The organism is Acidobacteriota bacterium, from assembly GCA_016716905.1.
In the GTDB taxonomy this organism is placed as follows: Bacteria; Acidobacteriota; Vicinamibacteria; order Vicinamibacterales; family SCN-69-37; genus SYFT01.
In genome coordinates this window covers 632,342-651,752 of sequence record JADJUS010000004.1, presented here as the reverse complement: position 1 = coordinate 651,752, position 19,411 = coordinate 632,342, and the positions used below count along the sequence as shown (strand labels likewise).

The window sequence follows — 19,411 nt, the reverse complement described above, 5'->3', positions numbered from 1 at the left end:
CACGCGACATCGGACGGCTCAGGATTTCTCCCCCTCTGCGATCACACTGGCGCGACCAGCCGCATGTGCACCATCTGTTCAAGGCACTTGGCCACGCTCGCTTCGCAGACGGACCGTTCCACCACGAACTCCACCGCCAGGCCATCGACGATTTCAGCCGCAGTCTGCGGCGCGGCAAGGCGATCCCAGATCGCCGTGGCTGTGGCATTCAAGGCCACATAGTTGCCGTCATCAATGTGGAGCAACACGAAGCTCTCATCCACCTGTGAGCCTACCCAGGTGTCAGTCCGTTGGTATCGGGTCATCTACGAGCCAGCCCTTCTCGGATACGTTGGTGATCCATGCGCCCAGTTCCTGCAGCGGGTGCTTTCGCTTGTCAAACCGCAGTTCCCAGATCGGCGTTGTGCCACTCAAGACGCTCGCCATATCCATGCTTGCCTGCTGCCTGCCCACCAGTGAAGGCACCCTGGGTCGATGGCGATTCTGCATTATAGTGAGGAAGGCCTCGATGCCGCGCAGGGGACGCATTGCGAGATCCTCACCGGGTGTCAGTACCACGATGGCCGCAAGCCTTCTGGCCTGACCTTTGCTGGAGTGCGTAGACGATGTGGCCTCAAAGCGCCTCCTATCGTGGGGACCTTGAAACAAGCCGCCAGACAATCCCTGGCAAAGAGTCCTCTCCTTCATCAAGTCGATCGCCAGCGTATCGTCACCCACCAACTGGGCGCCCTGCTGAATGAAGCGGAGAACAAGTGAGGACTTGCCCGAGCCCGATGGCCCCGTGATGGCCACGGCGAGCCCGTCGGGTGTCAGGGCCAGCCCAGCCGCATGCAACACAAAGAGGCCCCTTAGCCATAACAACGCTGGGATTGCAGTTGCGACCAACAGCCCGCTGACGGCCATGTGGCTGGCCAATGGGTGCGGGTGGACGGTGATCGCGTCGCGAGTGATCTGGAACCTGGCAACGTCGGGCGGCGCGAAAGCCAGCGTGGTTCCGTCCCAACAATAAAGGTCCGGCCAGGGCTCCAAATCGCAGCAACCGCCCCAGGAGATAGTCACATCCGCATCGGCGTTAAGACCTGGCCAGGGAATGGCGCCAGGGATTGGGATCACACTGGCAATCCGCAAACCCCAGCCCAGGACCAGAGCGGAGGCAGACGATGGCGCGGTGGACGGTTGCATTGCCTGTGGCGTTGGCATGATCGAGGGAATCAGGCAAAGCTGTGGGTTGAGGCGCTCCCGCCGCGGTAACAATGGGCCGGCACAGTCTAATGCACAAGACCATGTTATGGACCTACCGTAAGTTTTGCGCGGCAATGCTGTTGCTGATCATCCTGGTGCTGCTGTCGCTGACCCAGTTGCTGATCCGGCTCGTGCCATTCCGTTCCTATGTCAGACTGCTGCGTCGGCCGGTGTCCGGTCCCGCTGCCCCCATGGCCTTTGTGCGGTCGCTGCGGCGCAAAATATCGCTAGGAGCGCGCTGGCTGCCGTGGCGTCCGCCGTGCCTGCCGCAGTCGCTGACGGGCCGCGTGATTTTGTCCGCCTGCGGGTATGCCAGTGTCCTGTATTTGGGGGTGCAAGACGACGGCAGCGCTTTGGCTGCTCATGCCTGGCTGAAGAGCGGTGATATGTTTGTTTGCGGTCAGCCCGAATCGGTGCACTATGGCGTGGTGGCCAAGTTCTAACATCAGGGACCTTGTGCGCAGTTGAGCGCCATTATGGCATCCGGACCCATGAATGGCGGCTTCACCTTCGAGACAGATGTTCGCAGGGCCATCAGGACCGTTCTGGCGCGGCAGGCCTACCAAGACGGCGTGGTCCGGCAGGTTGTGGCGGATCTGACCGGCTATACCTGGCTGGTTTCTACCCATCGCGGTCTGTTTGCCGTGTCGCTAACCCAAGTCACCCAGGTGGCGCAGGGCTGGTTCTTCGGACTGCACTGCGAAGGTGAGCACATTTACCTGTTCGAGAACTGCGGCGAGCGACTGCAAGGCGCCAATCTCGGGCGGATCATCCAATTTGCCTGGCGCAATTGCCAGCTCACCGATCCGCATATTCTCGTCACCGGCTTGCATGGCAACGGCCATCAACTGAAGATGATCGACGGTCTGCTTTGCCTGGTGGATACAGCCAACCAGCGTATCCTGCGCTTTGACCCCAGTGGCCGTCTGCACGACATCAAGACCCCGTTCCCGCCCGCCCCCGATAGCGATACCAGCGGTGCTTATGTGCACATGAATGGCATTGCCAAGGTGCATGGCCGAGTGGTGGTGATGTTGCAGAATGGCAAGTCACTGGAACGGCGCAAGAGCGAACTCGCGTGGCTGGACGAGGATTGGGCTGTCGCTCAGCGCAGCACCCTGGAGGGTTTCATGTGCCATGACATCGTCCAGGACGATCAGGGCACTATGTGGCACAGTGCTTCGGAATCAGGTGAAATCATCGCAGCAGACGGGCGACGCATCAGGCTGACCGACGGCCTGTTTTCGCGCGCCATGGCTTTTGCCGGCAGGCATCTGCTGGTGGGCTTATCCAGCTTTGGCCCGCGTCAAAACCGCGATGCTCTGAAGGGTGAAGTGGCGATTCTTGACCACGCCAAGCGCGTGATTGTGCGGCACGAACTGCCGTCTGGCCCGGCGGACGCCATCGCAATCGCCCAGGTACCGATGCTGGCGCATCGTGCCCAAAGATGAAAGCTCATCTCAGAGAAGACCGGCCCGTAAACCGGGGCCGAACAAAGCCAATCGCCGATCGGACGGCTCAGGATAGCTGGCAATCGGGGAAGGGATTACCTCCCACGTCGGCCCCTTCACCCGGGAAGGCCATGGTTTCGCGCACATTCAATTCGCGAATTTCCGGTTCCACCCACAGCTTCCCTGCGCTGGACTCAACCAAACCATTGGGAGCCGGAGTCATCGATTTGGCCGTCATATTAGATTCCTCAAAATCACGTGACTGGTCGAGAGCGTAATATGGCACAGCAGGCTGAACTTCCGCCAGCATTAAATTCCATCCGGTATGAGCTGAAACGAGCGCGAAGGGAGCAAGCGTTATGACCGCAGATGCGCCATTTCGGGTCGACCAGCACGGCGCTCGCGATTTTGCCGATCCGCTTGATTGGCGGCGTCGCTTTGCTGCCGACGGTGTGCTCGCTTTGCCCCAAATCCTGGCGCAGCCGTTCCTGACAGTGCTGCTGGAGCGAGTGGACCAGAGCACCTTTGGCGAGGATGTTGTGGGCCGAATCGGGACCCGCCACGTGGAACGTCCGCAACGCGTCGGGCGCATTTTATCGTTGGCTCTGCACGGGCGGCCGCTGCTTGACTGGCTGGAGGTTGTAACAGGTTGCGTCCCCTTACGCGCCGTGACTGGACTCGTGGCGCAACACGGTCCGAATAGCGCGGATGCTCTGCACTGGCACGACGACATGAACGATCGCGCTCGGAAGTTGGCCATCGTGATCAACCTGTCCGGCCGCCCGTTTCAGGGCGGGCAGTTCCAGCTGCGCCGCAAGGGCTCGGATGGCTTGTTGCTGGCATTTGACCACGTGGAACCGGGCTCGGCCCTTTTATTCGCTGTGCGGCCGGAACTGGAGCACCGGGTGCTGCCGGTGACGGGCACCAATCCGCGACGCGTCTATGCCGGATGGTTCCTCGACCGGCCAGAATCGGGCGGCCTCTCGCTGGCTCAGTCTATCGGCCGGACGTCATAGCCCATGCAAATCCGCTTTTCGCCCGTGGCGTGAGGGAAGGTGCGGTGATAGACGTGCGATGGAAAGGTCGTCATCAACCCATCGCGCGGACGCAACAGCCTGTGTCCGAAGTCGGCGGCGATGGCTGAGCCGGCCAGGTCGTCAGGCAGGCCGAACTTGAGGCAGCCGCCGTCGGAGTCACCCGCCGAAATCGATTGCGGAACCCGGACATAGTAAACCCCGCTCATCCAGCCGAACTGATGCACGTGCCAATCCTCGAAGCCGTCGGAATCCGTAGTGACGCTCCACATCCGGAGAAAGGCACTGTTGGGTCGAGCCTTGATCCAGGGGTGGTTCATGGCGTCAAGCGCTGTGCTGCGCGCCACGATCCGGTCAATCAACAGGTCGGCCAGAGCGGCGATCGCTGGTCGGTCTTCGCGTAAAGGGTGCTCCACGCGCCATGTCTGGTTCGATGCACTGCCGATGCGGTCAAATCGCATGCCGGGATGAGTCAGCAATTCCTCGGCAAGATCGGAATTGAATGCCTCCAGGTCGGACCAGCCCGCGGGCGGCGCGATCGTGTCCTGCTTCGCGAAGCGATCAAAGCCCCAAAGGTCCTGAGCCTCTTCCCGCTGACCATTTCGCGCGAGTGAAAGAACCTGCGCCGCGAAAAGGCGACAGTGCTTTACCCCCTTGCGAGCCAGAAGGTCTGCCGTTGCGGCAAAACCGCGATCGTCACCGTTCTTCATGTGCACAAAGGCCAAGCGCTTGCAGGCATCCAAATTCGCCGGATCAAGCTCCAACGCCCGCCGCAGCACCTGCTGCGCGGCTGCCAGGTCACCCTGCCGGATCAGCACCTTGCCCGTAAAGGCCAGGGCGGCGGAATGGAATTTGCCGTCTTCTGTCAGGCTGAACACGCGCTGGGCCACTTCCGCCGCTTCCCGGTCCAGGTCCGGCCGATCCAACTGGAGGCAGCAACTGGCCAGCATCAAACACTCGTTCGCATGAAGGTCGGCGACGTTGGTCAATAGCTGGTGCGCTTCAGTCAGCCGCTCTTCGAAGATCAGCAGCTTGGCCAGCTTCTGGCGGCTGGCGGGGGTCGGTTTGGTGGCATGAGCTTGTTGCAGGAAGGCAAGTTCTTGCGCAGCGGTCATCACCCGGCGTTGCTCGGTGACCAGACGCAACGGTGACCGTTGTACGCGAGCCTGCGCCGCCAGTTCGCCAGAGGTCAATTTGTTGATCATTGGGGAAACCGCCCTCAGCAAAAGATGAACGCCACGCGCTTGCTCGCGTCCCGGTGCAAGATTATACAATCCCGGTTACAACGAATAGTGGAGCACGGCTATTGGTAAGGAAGAGCGGAATTTACGGATTGGTTGGCCTTGCTGGTAGCCCGATCAATCCTGCCGATGCCAGGGCTTTGAACCTGGCCGTGCCTCCGGGCTTGGCCACACGCCTGTGCGAAGGGGTTGACAGGCAGTCCGCTGCAGTCAGCCGGGTCGAAAACGAAACCGGGTTGATGATCCTGGTTGGCGACGTGGAAGAAGGAGGCGACCTTGCCCGATCCCTGGGTTTGGCTGCGACCGCCAACCCTGCTGCCATAGCCCAGGCGGCGTTGGCCAGATTCGGTCCCCAATTACCCGCGCGGATGGTCGGCGAATATACGTGCGTCAGCGTGGACCACCAGGGGTATGTCACCCTGATCCAATCTGCCGCACTGCGCGACCCACTGCTCTATGCCGTCAGGGCCGGTTGCCTGGCGATCAGTCCTTCGGTGTTTGCCCTCGCCCGCCTGGAGTGGGTGGGGCGCCGGCTCGACTCGACCGGCCTGGCCGCGTCACTGGGCCGAGTCCGCACGCGTCATTTGCGCGACAACCGCACGATCCTGCAAGGTGTTTACGAGGTGCTCCCGGGCGAATCCATACGCATCGCTCCTGATGGCCAAATGACACGCAGCACCGCCGACGTGCTTCCTCACATCGCCCCCTTTCAAGGAAGTCGCGCCGACGCCCTGGTGGCGGTGGAGAACCTGCTGACGCGGATCGCTCGCGAGCGCCTGGCCCGCGACGCCCGTCCCGCCATCCTGCTGAGCGGTGGGCTGGATTCAACAGTGCTGGCAACGTTCCTCGCTCGGGCCAGGGCGTCCGGACAGCGAGTGGGGGCAATCACTTCGGTCGCACCGCCGGGCGCCGAACTGGTCGATGAACGGGCCGAAGCCACTCTGGTTGCGCAGGTGTTGAAACTGGAGCTGCACCTGTGCTGGCCGACACCAGAGGCCAACCCATACATTCCTCGCGCGGAGCTGTTCCTGGGGCGGAACGGACCGTTGCTCAGCAACCGCCACGCGTTGACCGACGCCATGCACGGTGTGGCCCGCGACTTTGGCGCTACCTTGCTGGTGAATGGCACCTTCGGCGAAGGCAGCGTCACTGCGCGTGGCGACATGCCTGCACCGCTCCCCCGCGACGTGGGCCGGCGAATGCGGGCGTTGGTGCGCCAGGTGCTGCGCCAGCTCAGGCCGCCGCAACCGCAAGGGACAGGTTTTCACGCGAGGCTGGCCCCTGACCTGTTGGCCAGCCTGCCCGACAGCTTTGCTGCACCACCCGCGCTGCCGCCGGTGGTTCCCGCAGGCGACGGGCTGTTCGGCTATAGCCGAACAGCATTAAACGCCTTCTCCCAGCCAAACGAATATGCGCCGGGAGCGATCCGCATGGAATATCCCTTCCGCGACCTCAGGTTGCTGCGCCTGTTTGCAAGCTTTCCGCGAAGCTTTCTGCAGGCCGAGGACGGCGATCGCGAATTTGGCCGCCACCTGCTCGGAGGGCACCTGCCAGATGCCATTCGTTTTCGCAAGAACGGACGTCCCGCGTCTCCTGATCACCTGGTTCGCCTGCGCGCCTTTGCGCCGATAACCCGCGAACTCATCGGACAATGGCGTGCAGCCGGAGTGGGTGACTGGGTCGACCTCCGCTGGTTAGACAGGGCCTTGGCGCATACATCGCAACGAGAGGCGGGCGACATCGCCTTCAGCAATCAGGTCCAGATCACTGCCATGACCGCGGCCTTTTTTGCCTGGTGGCTCCAGCCGCAGGTTGGCAGCGCCTAACGTCCACCGTGTTTCCTGAACACCGCCTCAAGATAGGCCGGGCCATCGATGCGGCGATTGTCGGTTCCGTAAAACGGCCCCGTCTTCGTTCGGTGCGACGGACCGTTCATGACCACGTCGAATCCCGCCGCGCTGTGTGTGTCAGAAAAACGAAAGTGGCTGTTCCAGATCACGAGGTAGCCGCCGGGCTTCAGACACCGCGCCAATTGCGTCACCAGCGAATCGAAACGAGCGAATGGCAAGACGTCGTCACACCGATCAGGCTCACGTGCCTCGAGCGTCCCGTGCCGGGTGACTGCCATGCAGAAGATCGCGTCAAACGACTCACTCTCCAGGTCCGTAGCGGAACCCGAGCACAGGAACTGCATTCCCGGGTGTGGGGCCTTTGCCAGTTGTGCCAGGCACCGACGGATGTTGTACGGGTTGATGTCGATACCGATGAGTTCGGCATTCGGCAGGTAGCGCGCAAGTGAAAATACTTCTTCTCCCGTTGAGCAGCCAAACGACAGGATCCTGGGGGCAGGTCGGGCGGCCAGTTGCCAGCCGACAAATTGGAACATCGATGGATACCGATTGCGCTTGGTGTTGGCCCATGGCTGCAGGAGCCCGGGCACGTTCAATCGTTCGAGTCGCCTGATACTGCGGTACTGCGGGTGAAACCACCGCAGGAAGCACTCGCGGCATCGCGCGGCGCCAGGGATGTGTTTCACGACCTTGCGCCCTCGCCGCACCCATCCGACTAGCGCCACGGCACCACCGGGATTCCGACAGAGGCTCGCGTCATCACAGCACCGCATCATACAGGGACAGGAGCAGCCCGCTCCTGTGTCACGCGGCTATACTTTCTCCACGATGCCGACACCATCTCGGCAGGACCACCACCGCGCATGAGCGTCTCGCCCTGCCACCTGAGCCGATTTTCTCCTGAGTTTCAACTCGCCTGCTTGTGCTGCAGGGTCGAACCGACCGCCGAAAACCAGACGGAGATTCGGCGCCTGCTGGGCGAAGTCGACGTGCCTGCGTTCGTGGCACTCGTGATCACGCGCCATCGTATCGGTTCCCTTGTGCAAAGCGTCCTGAGCGGACTGCCAGCTCAGGATCTGCCGCCGGGCTTGATGGCCCCGCTGTCGGAGGCCGCCACACTGAACGCGGTGAAGGTGATGCAGGCCATGCGCGCGCACGCCCTGTTGGCGCGCTGGTTCGCCGAAGCCGGAGTCGACTGGTTGCCGTTCAAGGGGATCACGCTGGCTGTGCGCTACTACGTGGCTCCGTCGGCGAGGCACGCCAACGATCTGGACATCTGGGTGCCTGCCGGCCAGCTTGACCAGGCACGTGCCGTCTTGCACGAACACGGCTTCCGCGAACTGGGCGCCCACATTCACGGCGATCTCGCGGCGCGCGGCAAGAAGCACGCGGCGTACCTTGCTGCGCACTATCACGAAGAACAGCAATACAACCCCGAGTTCGGCAAGCTGGAACTCCACTGGCGACTGGCCGACGATCCATTCCAGTTCCAGTTGCCGGCGGATCAGATCCTCGCCAACGCCGACAGGCTCCAGCTGGGCGGCGCAAGCCTGCCGGTCATGGGTGACGTGGACCTGTTGTTGTACTTGTGCAACCACGGAGCGCGCCATGGCTGGAGCAGGCTCAAGTGGCTGGCCGACCTGCCCAGGGTGCTGGCGAGCCGCACCTGGGACTGGCTGCAGGTCCTGGGTCGCGCGCGTCAGCTCGGCTGCCACCCGTCCCTGCTGTTGGGACTCGCACTGTGCCGCGACTTGTTCGCATGGCATCCGCCGGCCGAGGTGGGCACGGCGATCGCCCGCTCGTGGAGGCTGCCACTCGCGCTGCGCCTGATGCGCAGCAGCTGGGACGCGCCCGTGCCAGGCAACGAGATGCCGCTGGCGCAGGCCGCACCCCAGGTGCTGCGCGAGTCCGCCTTCAACGCGCTCTTGACGAGCAGCCCTCGGTCGGTGGCGTACCAGTCGTGGCGCTACCTCTTGTCGCCCAACGACCTGCGGCTGCTGAGGCTTCCGGATCGCTGGTTCGGCCTGTACTACCCGCTCAGACCCGCGCTCATGATTGCTCGCCGCGCTCGCGCGTTGCGCAAGGCGGGCTCGTCATCGCCCTGACATTCGGCGGCGTCACGTCGGCGCCGGACGGTCAGCAACACAGGCCGCGCTCGATTACACCCACGCCCTCGCCGACCGACCCGCTGATGAAGTCGAAACACGACGACTGGCGCACGACCGCCGCGAGCCGATCGAGACCTTCCTGCCCGAAATGGGAGAGGTTGCAGGACTGCCGCACGAGTTGCTCGATCGCCGCGCCGCGCGTGATGGGCCGGAGGTCGGCCCGCGCGCCGGCCTCGTGCCGCACCAGCACCACAGCGCGCGGCGGCATCGGCGCGGCGGCAACCGCGTCCAGCGACAACGCGGGCACGTGCCACTCGGTGGCCGCAAAGCGCTGCCGATCCGCGGGCAGGCGCGCTTCCAGTTGCGCCAGCGCGCTCCACGAGCCGCGCCGGAGGGTGATCGGACGAAGATAGGGATGGAAGTTGGCGTCGGCATCGACGCCGATCGCCTCGTCGCTCAAATACGTCCAGCCGGCGCAGACCAAGGCAGCCACAAGGCTGCTCTTCCCCGCGCCGCTGTCACCGATGAGCGCAACGGCTCCGCCGGATCGGGCCGCCGCGGCCGCGTGCAGCACGAGCAGCGGTCCCGGCGTGAAACAGATCCAACGGTTCAGCGCGGCAAGCGCGCGGGCGGGCGCTTCCGACGCCGGCACGTCTGCGGCGGCGAGGGTATCGCCGATCCAGAGATCGAAACGATCGAGCGACGCGGCAGTCAGCCGCAGGTCGAGGTGGCGCGCCCCGGACGCGGGTGAGCCGCGTTCACCGCCGAGGATGGCGCGCATGTACTCGCCCGCCCGGTAGTCGGTCGAGCGGATACGCACACACCATCCGAGCAGCGGGCCGACCACATAATCGGCCGCCCAGGACGCGCCTTCGGCCGGGCTCGTCACCCCGCGACGCAGGGGCCCGGCAGCGACCCGCGGACGCAGACCTGGATCTCGCTGTGCGACAGCGACTGCGGCGACGGATCGTTGATCGTGACCGTCGTCGATCCGTCGGGGTTGTTCACGACGGTGATCGAGTAGTTGCCCGCATTACATTCAGTGCCCGACTTCGCGGCGCCCGCGCAGAACTCGATGCCGGGGGCAAGGGTCCAGACGTGGGTGTCGGCGTCGGGGCAACTGAGCGTCACGCCGTTGTTAAAGAGACAACAACTGTTGATGCCCGTCGTCAGACAGTCATTCGCGCCGACACCGCTGTCGCATCCGCACTGGTCGGTGCTCTTGAGGCGGAAGAAAGATCCGGATGGGCAATTCGCGCAGGTCCCAGTCTGGGCCGACACCGGCTGACTGAGCAGCTGTGGTGCGACCCACGCCAGCCCGCCGGCGGCGACCGATGCTTTCAATAACTCCCTGCGGGAAACCTTGGATTTTCCGGAAACGTCAGCCACGATACCTCCTGCGATACCCGCTCAGTCTAACGCGGGCATTAGACAATAGCGGTACCTGCCCGAGGCCGTCAATTTCACTCGATCCGGCGCGTCATTCGACCCGGCGCATCAGTCGGGCCAGCGCGTCGACGACCAGCGGCCGGACCGGGCGGCGGCCGACTCTGCGGCGCGCCAGGAGGTATTCACGGGTGGGCCGGACCAGAGCGCGAGCGTACGCCAGTTTCCCGGAAAGGCTCCGCACGACGAACACCCCTGCGACGAGGGCGGCGGTATGCGATCCGCCAAACGCGGGGTATGTCGCGAGCAGGGCGCGGTCGCGCCAGCGCGGTCGCGCAGCAGCCACCCACGCCAGGACCGGCGAATCGGGAAGCGTCCCGAACACCCGCGCGGCGGCCGCAATGGCGGCATCCACCACCGGCACGCAACCCCAGCGCGTCGCCCGCTCCGCCACGGCCGGCACGTCCAGGTCGTCTCGCAGGAGGAGCTGCACGATGTCGCGCAGCAGCGCCACGCGAGGGGTCGTGTTTCCGAGCACGGCCGCAAAGCAGGCGTGGAGGAATCGGTCCGCCGGCACGAGCGCATGGACGGTGCGGCCGCCGAGCATAAACGAGGCCGGGGCGCGCCACAGGTCGTCGCAACACTGGCGAAGGCCGAGCGCGCCGCTCGTAAATGTGCGGTGGAGATCGAGCTCGACCTGGTCTGGCCCGTAGATCGTGACCCCTTTGCCGAACCGGCGGTCGAAACCCGGCCGGCGCTCAACCAGGTCGCGACGGTGCCCGTCTGCCACGAGCACCGCCACCGCGCGGTCGAAGTCCGCGGCCTGCACGAGCAGGTCCGCATCGCCGAACTCCCGCCACCCGGGATCCGGATAATCGAGGTGCGCGCTGGCGAGCCCCTTGAGCAGCTGTACCGGAATCCCTTCCGTCTCGAGCCGCTCGATCACTCTGAGAGCGACGGCCTCGATCCGGAGGGCGGACGCCGCCGCCGACTGTTGGAGCGCTCTGAGATCGTCCAACTGCCCGGGCGCGAGCGCGACCGCGCCGTCCTGGCAAGCGGACGCGAGCAGACCGATAAGTCCGTTCCGCGCAACCTCGTCGCGCACGGCCGCCCATTCGTTCGGGTCAGGCGCTCGGAGGCTCCCGGCCGCGGGGCCTTCTAGCAGACCGTAGGTGAGCACCGACAACGTGATGGGGTGCAGGTCGGTCATGGGACCGTCACGATTGCGCCGACCTGGACGAGTTGGTCGAGCAAGGGCCGCAGGTCTGCAGAAATGACGACGGGATCGCTGCCCGTCGCTGCGGCGAGGTGTTCGCACAAGGCCTGGACGGACATGGGGCTCGCGAGCGCGTTCCAGAGGAGCCCGCCGCTCCCATTGAGCAACACCGGGCGGATGTCGGCGGTGCCGATCGGACGGAGCAGTACGCCGTCGAGCGTCGTCCGCCACACGACACGCGGCGATCGGACGAATCGCCCGGTCATCGCGTCTCGCGGGCCGCCAGCCGTGCCAGCGTGTCGAGAAGCGCCGCTCCCTCTGCCGCGCAGGCATGTACCGCGCACCGACTCTCGATGCGAGCCGCGAGATCGAGGTCGCGCTCTTGGAGTGCGCGGCCGGGGGGCGCGGCGATGCGAGCCAGGGCGATCACCCGTGCCGCCGGCGAGGCGGCGTCCTCCAGCTGTCGATCCAACACGACAATGTCCGCCAGTGACGCCGACACGGGGCCGCTCGCGTCGTGTCCGTCTGGCGGGTACGCCTCTTCGATTTCTGCCCACGCCGGCCCGTCGATCGCCAGGGTCGGCGGCGTGGAGATGACGCAGCCACGTTCGGGATCGATCGGAACCCCGGCCGTGTCGACCACGCGATAGCCGAGGCGTTCCACGCGGCGCTCCACGCTATCGAACGCCGGCGTCAGCCAGTCGTCCACCAGCACCGCGATTCCCCCTATCTCGAGCAGGCGCGCGTTGAGACGTGCGGTCGGGGCTTCGGCGAGTGAATCCACGTACATGAGTGCGACCTGGATCAGGCGCCGCACCGAGCGTGTCCTCAGTACCTGTCGCCCGCCGCGGTACAGGAGATGGAAATCCTGTACGCTCCCTTTCGACGTTCCCAGTTTCAGAGACAGGTTGGGCGGCGCCTCGTAGTCCGGCTCCACAAGCGCCCCGAGCGCCGCGCGCAACCGGGCGGCGAGGGCCGCGTCGTTGGTGCGCAGGCCGATCAGTCGATCTCCTGCGCGCACCGTGATCGTTCCTGCCTTCCCGAGGCGGAATGCCGTGTCGAGTCACGTATTGGGTGGTTCCAACAGAAACCGCCGGCCGCCTGGGCCGGGGGTTTCGAGGGCGTGCGCCGGTTCCTCGGGACACGTATCGGCGGACGCGGACGGCCGCGGGTCGACCCCGCCGCCCCGGTCGTCGTCGGACGCGCCGGCCGACGGTTCGAGATTAGCCAGCAGGCCCGCCGCGCCGAGCCGGCGCGCCAGATCAACAACCTCGTCGAGGACGCGGGGGTAGGGCACTCCCAGTTCGTCGCTGACGTCCTGCGCGATTTCCGCGAGGCTGCCCGTGCCGTCGAAGCAGGCCCACAGGATTGCGCCCGTCGGATTGAGCCGGTGCACACGCCCATGCCCGTCGAGCAAGACACCCTCGCGGTCGACGGTGACGAAGCGGGTTGCGGGCGACTGGACGGGAACGAAGCGGTCGTCGCATTCAGAAGATCGGCTGGTTGGCATTGGAGGAGAGATCGAACCTGGGACGAGGCTAGCCCGCAGCGGACGGCGGGTCAAGCGGAACGTGGATCGCAGAACGTGGATCGGACCGGCGGTGCAGTGACTGGGCGCAGCCAGCCGTCGCTGCGAGCGAAGCGCGTTTGGCGGGCGTAGCCCAGCCATAGCCGCGAGCGAAGCGAGCGATCGGCGAAGGCTGGTGCGCCCGGCTGGACTCGAACCAGCGACCACCGGCTTAGAAGGCCGGTGCTCTATCCACCTGAGCTACGGGCGCGCAGGCTTCATTCTACCGCCGCGACGGAATCGGCGAGATCGCGTCCGTGAGCGGCCCGCTCAGTTCGTCGTACACGCGATGCATGAACCACTCCACCAGCTGCCCGCGGAAGGCGCCGTTGCGGCCCGGGTCATCGCCAGTCAGGACCACCATCAAGTCTTTCAGGCGCGGATAGACCTCGTCTGATGCCTGAAACGCCGTCAGGCCTCGCGCCCTGGCGTCTTTCCCGTGGGCGATCAGCCGCCGGAAGATCTCGGTCGTCGCGTGCAGAAGCACTTCGTCACGCAACACGCCCCCGTGCCCAGGCACGATCACCTTCGCATCAAGCGCATCCATCCACTCAAGCGTCTTCACCCAACCCGACGGATACACGCTCAGCGCAAACGAGATGGGATTGACCAACAGGTCTCCCGTCACCAGCACCTGCTCTTTCGGCAGGTACAGAAACGCATCGCCCGGCGTCACCGCACGATTGTGATGACGCACCTGGATCTCGCGGCCACCCAGGTTCAACGTCAACTGGTCGGTGAATGTCTGATCGGGAAACGTGTGCTTCACCGAGCGCTTCTGCTCGAGGAACCATTCGTGCCCCGCGATCCGGTCGCGGAGCGCCGTGGCTTCTGCTGACGCAGGCAATGACGCCAGCCGCTTTCGGAGGCTCGCGATGTAGTCGGGCAACTGTGAATCAATTCCCGGCTGATTGAACGCGAGCGCCGGACCCATCATCATCTGGCGCGTCTTCTCGTGAGCCACCACGCGCACATCCGGGAACGCGCGTTTATACACCTCGGTCCCGTACCAGTGGTCCCAGTGCCAATGCGAGTTGACGACGTAACGGACAGGCTGGGAAGTCATGGCGCGAATCTCGCGCAACACGGCCTCTGCGGCGGCGGGCGTGCCGTTGGTGTCAAACACCAGCACCCCATCACTCGACACGATGGCGACGACGTTGCCGTCGAGCCCCACTTCACCGTATGGCTCGGTGCGGAAGAGGTACACGTTGTCTGCCACTTCCACTTTCACCGGCGTGGGACGGGCCGGGGCCTGCGCCCCGGACACACCCATCACACTCGCAGCCACTATCACCAGGCACCAACGTTTCATGCCCTCAGTAGACGTCATCGCGTCGCAGAATACCCGCGCGGCGGTACGGCCGGCGCGTGGCCTGGGGCGAACCGCCGCGTTGGCGCGATCAATCCGGCACCGGTCCTATACAATTCCCTCGATGGGTCCGCGCCTCCTGACCGTGCTCGTGCTCGCCGCGTGCGTGACGGGAACACCGCGCGCCCAGGCGCCCGCGACCGCCATCACCATCGATCTTTCAGCTGCAGACCTCGGCGGGGCGCCACTGACTACGCTTCGGGCAGCGGACCTGGCGCTGCGCATCGACAACCGGCCGCATCCGATCGACACACTGCGGTTCGTGCCATACGAACGTGTGGAAGCGCTCCTCAAGGCGCCGTATGGCACGAATCAAATCGCGCAGGGCCGCACGATTGTTTTGGCCGTGGACGCCACCCGGTTGCAAACATCGCAAATGACATCGGTGAAGGAGGGGATTCGCGCGCTGCTTCCCGCGCTGGGAGCACGCGATCGACTGGGCCTCATCGCGCTCGCGTCCGACGGCTCCGCCGTTGACTTCACCACCAGGCACGAGCTTGTCGTGACGGCATCGGCAGCGTTGAAGGGAGGCGCCCCGGCCGTGTCGGCAGGCGCCGAGGCCGAAGAGGCCGCCGCCCTGGCGTCCATCGCACTGCTCGATCGTCTCTGCACGAGCATCGGCACCGAACCGGGACCCAAAACCGTGGTCTTCATGGCGCCGCCGTTCGCCACATCCACGGACGTGAGGCGCGCCCTCCAGTCCCTTGCCGAAACGACGGGCCGCCACCGCGTGCAGTTGTTCGTCATTGATTCAGGCGGCACAGCCGCGGATCCGGGCGCCACAGCCGCGGACCCGGCCGGCGGCCTCGCCGCACTGGCCACCGTCACCGGCGGAGTGCTCGTTCCATCGGCCGCCGCCGCCCTGGCGACCACACGCTACGAACTGCAGTTCACGCCCACCGCGGAACAGCGCAACAATAAACCGCACCGCGTCATGGTGGTGAGCCTTCGACAAGACGTCCGCATCGCGGCGCCGTCGTCTGTGTTGATCGGCAACACCACAGCCGCTGAGCCCATGCCCGCGCTCACCGACATGCTGCGCGAATCGCGCGCCTACGGCGATCTTCCCCTCCGGCTCGTGGCGTATCCCGTGCTCGACGGCGACCGGACTCGTCCGCAGCTGTTGATTCTCGCCGAGTCCGAAAATCCGTCGCGGTCTCTGGCGTGGGCGGAGTTCGCCCTCATCTCCCCATCAGGCACCATCGTCGCCCACTGGAAAGCCGAAGGCGCGGATGCGGCGACGAGGCCGATGCGGACCAGGGCCCTTGCCCCGGCCGGACCCTATCGGCTTCGAATGGCAGCCTCTGAGTTGTCGGGCCGACGCGGTGCGGTGGACTACGAGTTCGACGCCGGCTTCACGCCGGCGGGAGCGTTTGAACTCGGGCCGTTGATGTTCGGCGGCATGAACGCGGCCGACAGCGCGGTGTTCGTCCCGGTGTTGCAGCCGGCGGCGAATGCGGCTGCCATCATGGCCTACACCGAAATCTACGGCGCGCTTGCCGCGGCAGACACGCTCGGTGTGCGATTCGAAGTGGCGCGCTCACTCGAGGGCGAACCCGTCGGGAGCGTTGCGGGCTCTGTCCGAACGACTGGCGATAGCACGCGCAGAGCTGCGCTCGGCACACTCGACCTGGCGACCCTCCCCGTGGGCGACCATCTCGTCAGAGCCATCATCACGCTCAACGGTGTGGAGATCGGACGAGTGACGCGTACGCTGCGGAAGGTGGGCGGGTGACCGACCGCCTTCGTGCGGCCACCATCTTTATTGCGCTGGCTGTCCTTCACACCTGGCCGTTGGCATCCGCACCGCATCGGCTCTCACTCAACTTCAACGCCGACGCGCAACTGAACACCTGGATCATCAGCTGGATTGCACACACGCTGCCGACGAATCCGGCCGCATTCTGGCAGGGCAACATCTTCCAACCTGGCGAACAGGCGCTGAGATTCTCCGAGCCGCTGGTGGTACCAGCGATTGCCGGCGCCCCAATTTTGTGGCTCGGCGGGTCGCCGGTCCTGATGTTCAACATCATGCTCATCGTCGGACTCGCGGGCACGGCGTTTGCCGGCTGGTGGGTGGTGACGCGATGGACGGGATCGCCGCGCGCGGGGCTCGTGGCCGGAGCGCTGCTCGCCTTCAACCCGCACCTCCTGACACGGCTGCCCCACCTGCAGGCCGCCCACGCCTGGGGCCTGATCCTTGCGTGTTACTTCGCAGACCAGGCGCTTCGCGGCAGAGGCCACTGGTGGCCACTGCTGATCATTTGGCCACTGGTGGCGGCCACGTCGCTGCACTGGCTGCTCTTCTCTGCCGGCGCAGTCATCCTGTTGACGATGGTCACGGTAGTGGAGACGCGGAAACTTTCGGGCGTGGTGAGGCTCGCAGTCCCGACCATCGGCGGAGCGGTGCTCGCGTTGCCCGTGTTGTGGCCCCACCTGACGAATGGCGTCAGGCGTCCGCTCGAGCAGGTGACCGACTTCTCTGCCACGCTCGGCGGCTATCTCACTTCACTGAGCCGCTTGCATGCGGGGTGGACCGCGCCGTTTTTCACCACAGACATCGATGTGTTTTTCCCCGGCGTGATTGCGCTGGTGCTCGCAGCGGTCGGCATCGCCACTGCGGGGCGCAGCGAAGTGGCACGACGGGCCCCGTCGCGAGTGGTTTGGCTCGTCATCCTGGCCGCCGCGGGCGTGGTGCTCTCACTCGGCACCGGCACCCCGCTTTATGGATGGCTCTACGAGGTGCTGCCCCCGCTGCAGGGCATTCGCGCCGCCGCGCGTTTCAGCATGTGGTATCTGCTGGCCGTGGCGGTGCTCGCCGGCATGGCGGTGGCCTGGCTCGAACGGAAGGTGCGTCCCGCCGCGGTGCCCTGGCTTGTCACCCTGATCGTGGCAGGGGTCACGGCTGAGAATCTCATGGCACCCATCATGACCCGGGCCTACAGCGGGCTGCCGCCGGTCTATACCCTCGTGGCTGAGGCTGCGGACCCAGCCCTTCTGGTGGAGTTCCCGTTCTTCCCGCCGGACGTCATGCACGAAAACGGGGAATACGTCCTCAACGCCACCGGGCACTGGCGGCCCATCGCCAACGGTTACAGCGGCGTCACACCCCTGTCCTACCGCGAGCGCTCGGAAACACTGTGGTATTTCCCTGAGCAGAGGGCCGTGGATACGCTGCTGGCCCTTGGGGCCACTCACGCGATGGTCCATCTGGAACGATTCGCCCCCCCATGAGGTTCCGGGGTCATTCGGGCCCTGGAACAGCAGGCACATCTGCGCCTGCTGGCCGCAGATCGTGCCGGGCATCGCCTCTACCGTGTGGTTCGGGAATAACACGGCGGTTCACATGGTCCAATCCACAGGAGCGGTTCGACGTGGCCCGGAGGCCTCCCATGGATCTTGACCTCCAATTGGTCGGCAAGGCCCGTGAAGGCGACCTGGACGCGTTCGGCGACCTGGTGAGCCGGCACCAGCACCGGCTTGTGCATTTTTTGCGAATGATGATGTCGAGCGCCGCCGATCGGGAAGCCGCAGAAGACGTGGCACAAGAGGCGTTCCTGCGCGCCTTCCGTTCACTCGGGCAATTTCGCGGGCAGAGCACGTTCAAGACGTGGCTTTACCAGATTGCCACCAACGTCGCGCGCACCCAGGTGTCACGACGCCGGGATCGGAAGGAAGATCAGGAGCCCGAAACGCGGCCCGACCTGCCGAGCGGCGAAAACGTGGAGCGCCGGGTCATTGCGCACGACCAGTTGCGGCGGGCGCTGGCCGAGTTGCCAGACGACTGGCGCGAAGCCGTGATTTTGCGCGACATTGAAGGACTGGAATACCGAGAGATCGCTGACGTGCTGGGTATTCCGATGGGCACAGTGGAGTCGAGAATTTTCAGGGGACGGCAGCGGCTGAAAGCCGCGCTTCAGGAGCCACATCATGACTGAACATTGCGCGGCATTCACGGCATTGCTGGTGCGGGCAGCCGAAGACGTGCTGCCGGCCGAAGACCGGGCTCGCCTTGACACCCACCTTCTCGACTGCCCGGCCTGCCGCGAGGACTGGCCGATCAGCGCGCGGTGCGCGCGCGGCTACTGGCCGAACCCGTCGGGGGCGCGTCGCTCGGGTTCGACCGCCGCGTGATGGCGGCGATTCGCGCCGAGGCCGAGGGCCGGGCCCGCACGTGGCTCGACAGCCTCGACTTCCGCCGATGGACCTGGCGTCTGGTGCCGGTGGCGGCAGCGCTCGCCCTGGTCACCGCGGTGGTGTCCCAGACCAGTACTGTTGTCGGCGCCGTAGACACCGACACGCTCCCGGTCTCGTCGGCGCTGTTTTCGGAAGACATCTCTGAATCGTCGCTGCTGTCGTTGATGCTCAGCGCCAACGTCGATGACACGCTGGGGACTTACCGAAAGGACCAGCCATGATCACTCCCACACCTCGAGTCTGGATCGCGACCTTTGTCGGACTCGTCTTCACCATCGGCCTCCTCACCGGCATCGTCGTCGAGCGCACCTGGCTGCGCCGCGCGGGGTCCAGTTTCCAGGGAAGATTCGGTGGCGGACCAGGCGGGCCCGGAAGCCCAGGCGGACCGAGCCGCGGAGGCCCGGGAAGTGGACAGGGGCGCGGCGGGCCGGGCCGGGGAGGCTCGATGTTCGGCGCGCCCTCGCAGCAGTATGTGGATGACCTCTCGCGGGAAGTGACCCTGACCGACGCGCAGCGCGCGGAGGTCCTGACACTGCTGCAGGCTCAGGAAACCCGGCTGAGAACCATGCAGGACGACGCGCGGAAGGTGTTTATTCAGGAGCAGGAGGGCCTGCACGACAAGATCGCCGCCGTGCTCTCACCCGCACAGGCCGAGACGTTCCGAAAATGGGTGACGACCAGGACCGGCCGTGGCAGAGGCGGGCGATGACGGCATTTCGCCATTTCTGACATTTCGCCATTTCGGAC

The 19,411-nt window shown here is 65.3% G+C and carries 23 protein-coding genes and 1 tRNA gene; 11 read left to right on the top strand and 13 right to left on the bottom strand.

What is annotated here, in order from left to right; translation table 11 throughout:
* Positions 1 to 41: 41 nt before the first annotated feature.
* Together IPL75_06835 and IPL75_06830 are read right to left on the bottom strand one after the other, a co-directional pair.
* The gene (locus tag IPL75_06835; GenBank protein MBK9239970.1) at positions 42 to 305 is read right to left on the bottom strand and encodes a PqqD family protein; all 264 of its coding nucleotides are present in this window, start codon (positions 303 to 305) and stop codon (positions 42 to 44) included.
* Positions 283 to 837 (bottom strand): hypothetical protein, encoded by a 555-nt coding sequence (locus IPL75_06830; GenBank protein MBK9239969.1) that lies wholly within the window; start codon positions 835 to 837, stop codon positions 283 to 285. The genes IPL75_06835 and IPL75_06830 overlap by 23 nt, the downstream gene beginning before the upstream one ends.
* 446 nt (positions 838 to 1,283) lie before the next feature.
* Between IPL75_06830 and IPL75_06825 the strand changes: the two genes are divergently transcribed.
* Both IPL75_06825 and IPL75_06820 read left to right on the top strand, forming a co-directional pair.
* Positions 1,284 to 1,685: a lasso peptide biosynthesis B2 protein gene (locus IPL75_06825; protein MBK9239968.1), complete on the top strand. Its 402-nt coding sequence runs from the start codon at positions 1,284 to 1,286 to the stop codon at positions 1,683 to 1,685.
* Positions 1,686 to 1,733: 48 nt separating this feature from the next.
* Complete coding sequence (locus IPL75_06820) at positions 1,734 to 2,693, top strand: hypothetical protein (protein MBK9239967.1); 960 nt, start codon at positions 1,734 to 1,736, stop codon at positions 2,691 to 2,693.
* A gap of 67 nt (positions 2,694 to 2,760) precedes the next feature.
* On the opposite strand, the gene IPL75_06815 is transcribed toward IPL75_06820, so the two are convergent.
* Positions 2,761 to 3,003, bottom strand: a complete 243-nt coding sequence (locus tag IPL75_06815) for a hypothetical protein (protein ID MBK9239966.1) — start codon at positions 3,001 to 3,003, stop codon at positions 2,761 to 2,763.
* Between the two features lie 49 nt (positions 3,004 to 3,052).
* Here IPL75_06815 and IPL75_06810 point away from each other — a divergent pair, with 49 nt between their 5' ends.
* Positions 3,053 to 3,709: a 2OG-Fe(II) oxygenase gene (locus IPL75_06810; protein MBK9239965.1), complete on the top strand. Its 657-nt coding sequence runs from the start codon at positions 3,053 to 3,055 to the stop codon at positions 3,707 to 3,709.
* On the opposite strand, the gene IPL75_06805 is transcribed toward IPL75_06810, so the two are convergent.
* Complete coding sequence (locus tag IPL75_06805) at positions 3,685 to 4,932, bottom strand: tetratricopeptide repeat protein (GenBank protein MBK9239964.1); 1,248 nt, start codon at positions 4,930 to 4,932, stop codon at positions 3,685 to 3,687. The genes IPL75_06810 and IPL75_06805 overlap by 25 nt on opposite strands.
* Positions 4,933 to 5,060: 128 nt before the next feature.
* Here IPL75_06805 and IPL75_06800 point away from each other — a divergent pair, with 128 nt between their 5' ends.
* On the top strand, positions 5,061 to 6,794 hold the full coding sequence (locus tag IPL75_06800; GenBank protein ID MBK9239963.1) for a hypothetical protein: 1,734 nt from the start codon (positions 5,061 to 5,063) through the stop codon (positions 6,792 to 6,794).
* Here the strand turns inward: IPL75_06800 and IPL75_06795 are convergent.
* Entirely contained in the window at positions 6,791 to 7,543 is a 753-nt protein-coding gene (locus tag IPL75_06795) for a class I SAM-dependent methyltransferase (GenBank protein ID MBK9239962.1), read from the bottom strand. The two genes, IPL75_06800 and IPL75_06795, sit on opposite strands and share 4 nt — an antisense overlap.
* Positions 7,544 to 7,681: 138 nt before the next feature.
* On the opposite strand from IPL75_06795, the gene IPL75_06790 reads away from it, so the two are divergent.
* A complete protein-coding gene (locus IPL75_06790; GenBank protein MBK9239961.1) occupies positions 7,682 to 8,923 on the top strand; it encodes a nucleotidyltransferase family protein in 1,242 nt (413 codons plus the stop codon).
* Positions 8,924 to 8,954: 31 nt separating this feature from the next.
* On the opposite strand, the gene IPL75_06785 is transcribed toward IPL75_06790, so the two are convergent.
* The 8 genes from IPL75_06785 to IPL75_06750 form a co-directional block, all read right to left on the bottom strand.
* A complete protein-coding gene (locus IPL75_06785; protein ID MBK9239960.1) occupies positions 8,955 to 9,746 on the bottom strand; it encodes a hypothetical protein in 792 nt (263 codons plus the stop codon).
* A gap of 65 nt (positions 9,747 to 9,811) precedes the next feature.
* Positions 9,812 to 10,270, bottom strand: a complete 459-nt coding sequence (locus IPL75_06780) for a hypothetical protein (protein MBK9239959.1) — start codon at positions 10,268 to 10,270, stop codon at positions 9,812 to 9,814.
* A gap of 136 nt (positions 10,271 to 10,406) precedes the next feature.
* Entirely contained in the window at positions 10,407 to 11,522 is a 1,116-nt protein-coding gene (locus IPL75_06775; protein ID MBK9239958.1) for a nucleotidyltransferase family protein, read from the bottom strand.
* On the bottom strand, positions 11,519 to 11,794 hold the full coding sequence (locus IPL75_06770) for a PqqD family protein (protein ID MBK9239957.1): 276 nt from the start codon (positions 11,792 to 11,794) through the stop codon (positions 11,519 to 11,521). The genes IPL75_06775 and IPL75_06770 overlap by 4 nt, the downstream gene beginning before the upstream one ends.
* Positions 11,791 to 12,549, bottom strand: a complete 759-nt coding sequence (locus tag IPL75_06765) for a hypothetical protein (GenBank protein ID MBK9239956.1) — start codon at positions 12,547 to 12,549, stop codon at positions 11,791 to 11,793. The genes IPL75_06770 and IPL75_06765 overlap by 4 nt, the downstream gene beginning before the upstream one ends.
* A 42-nt stretch (positions 12,550 to 12,591) precedes the next feature.
* A complete protein-coding gene (locus tag IPL75_06760) occupies positions 12,592 to 13,038 on the bottom strand; it encodes a PqqD family protein (GenBank protein MBK9239955.1) in 447 nt (148 codons plus the stop codon).
* Between the two features lie 191 nt (positions 13,039 to 13,229).
* Positions 13,230 to 13,306, bottom strand: a tRNA-Arg gene (locus IPL75_06755).
* Between the two features lie 12 nt (positions 13,307 to 13,318).
* Positions 13,319 to 14,410: an MBL fold metallo-hydrolase gene (locus IPL75_06750; GenBank protein ID MBK9239954.1), complete on the bottom strand. Its 1,092-nt coding sequence runs from the start codon at positions 14,408 to 14,410 to the stop codon at positions 13,319 to 13,321.
* Between the two features lie 121 nt (positions 14,411 to 14,531).
* Between IPL75_06750 and IPL75_06745 the strand changes: the two genes are divergently transcribed.
* From IPL75_06745 to IPL75_06720, 6 genes are all read left to right on the top strand, one after another.
* Positions 14,532 to 16,202, top strand: a complete 1,671-nt coding sequence (locus IPL75_06745; protein MBK9239953.1) for a hypothetical protein — start codon at positions 14,532 to 14,534, stop codon at positions 16,200 to 16,202.
* Positions 16,199 to 17,701: a hypothetical protein gene (locus IPL75_06740; GenBank protein MBK9239952.1), complete on the top strand. Its 1,503-nt coding sequence runs from the start codon at positions 16,199 to 16,201 to the stop codon at positions 17,699 to 17,701. The genes IPL75_06745 and IPL75_06740 overlap by 4 nt, the downstream gene beginning before the upstream one ends.
* A gap of 158 nt (positions 17,702 to 17,859) precedes the next feature.
* Positions 17,860 to 18,405, top strand: coding sequence for a sigma-70 family RNA polymerase sigma factor (locus tag IPL75_06735; GenBank protein ID MBK9239951.1), 546 nt, complete (start codon positions 17,860 to 17,862; stop codon positions 18,403 to 18,405).
* The gene (locus IPL75_06730) at positions 18,398 to 18,601 is read left to right on the top strand and encodes a zf-HC2 domain-containing protein (protein MBK9239950.1); all 204 of its coding nucleotides are present in this window, start codon (positions 18,398 to 18,400) and stop codon (positions 18,599 to 18,601) included. The genes IPL75_06735 and IPL75_06730 overlap by 8 nt, the downstream gene beginning before the upstream one ends.
* Positions 18,538 to 18,885, top strand: coding sequence for a hypothetical protein (locus IPL75_06725; GenBank protein MBK9239949.1), 348 nt, complete (start codon positions 18,538 to 18,540; stop codon positions 18,883 to 18,885). Before IPL75_06730 ends, IPL75_06725 begins: the two co-directional genes overlap by 64 nt.
* Positions 18,882 to 19,373: a hypothetical protein gene (locus IPL75_06720; GenBank protein MBK9239948.1), complete on the top strand. Its 492-nt coding sequence runs from the start codon at positions 18,882 to 18,884 to the stop codon at positions 19,371 to 19,373. The genes IPL75_06725 and IPL75_06720 overlap by 4 nt, the downstream gene beginning before the upstream one ends.
* Positions 19,374 to 19,411: the final 38 nt, after the last annotated feature.

Bases quoted from the DNA above. Each gene is read 5' to 3' on its own strand.
- IPL75_06760 (MBK9239955.1), bottom strand. From the start codon at position 13,038: ATGCCAACCAGCCGATCTTCTGAATGCGACGACCGCTTCGTTCCCGTC.
- IPL75_06730 (MBK9239950.1), top strand. From the start codon at position 18,398: ATGACTGAACATTGCGCGGCATTCACGGCATTGCTGGTGCGGGCAGCC.
- IPL75_06720 (MBK9239948.1), top strand. From the start codon at position 18,882: ATGATCACTCCCACACCTCGAGTCTGGATCGCGACCTTTGTCGGACTC.
- IPL75_06825 (MBK9239968.1), top strand. From the start codon at position 1,284: ATGTTATGGACCTACCGTAAGTTTTGCGCGGCAATGCTGTTGCTGATC.
- IPL75_06735 (MBK9239951.1), top strand. From the start codon at position 17,860: ATGGATCTTGACCTCCAATTGGTCGGCAAGGCCCGTGAAGGCGACCTG.
- IPL75_06815 (MBK9239966.1), bottom strand. From the start codon at position 3,003: ATGCTGGCGGAAGTTCAGCCTGCTGTGCCATATTACGCTCTCGACCAG.
- IPL75_06810 (MBK9239965.1), top strand. From the start codon at position 3,053: ATGACCGCAGATGCGCCATTTCGGGTCGACCAGCACGGCGCTCGCGAT.
- IPL75_06820 (MBK9239967.1), top strand. From the start codon at position 1,734: ATGAATGGCGGCTTCACCTTCGAGACAGATGTTCGCAGGGCCATCAGG.
- IPL75_06745 (MBK9239953.1), top strand. From the start codon at position 14,532: ATGGGTCCGCGCCTCCTGACCGTGCTCGTGCTCGCCGCGTGCGTGACG.
- IPL75_06835 (MBK9239970.1), bottom strand. From the start codon at position 305: ATGACCCGATACCAACGGACTGACACCTGGGTAGGCTCACAGGTGGAT.
- IPL75_06750 (MBK9239954.1), bottom strand. From the start codon at position 14,410: ATGAAACGTTGGTGCCTGGTGATAGTGGCTGCGAGTGTGATGGGTGTG.
- IPL75_06770 (MBK9239957.1), bottom strand. From the start codon at position 11,794: ATGACCGGGCGATTCGTCCGATCGCCGCGTGTCGTGTGGCGGACGACG.
- IPL75_06805 (MBK9239964.1), bottom strand. From the start codon at position 4,932: ATGATCAACAAATTGACCTCTGGCGAACTGGCGGCGCAGGCTCGCGTA.
- IPL75_06790 (MBK9239961.1), top strand. From the start codon at position 7,682: ATGAGCGTCTCGCCCTGCCACCTGAGCCGATTTTCTCCTGAGTTTCAA.
- IPL75_06775 (MBK9239958.1), bottom strand. From the start codon at position 11,522: ATGACCGACCTGCACCCCATCACGTTGTCGGTGCTCACCTACGGTCTG.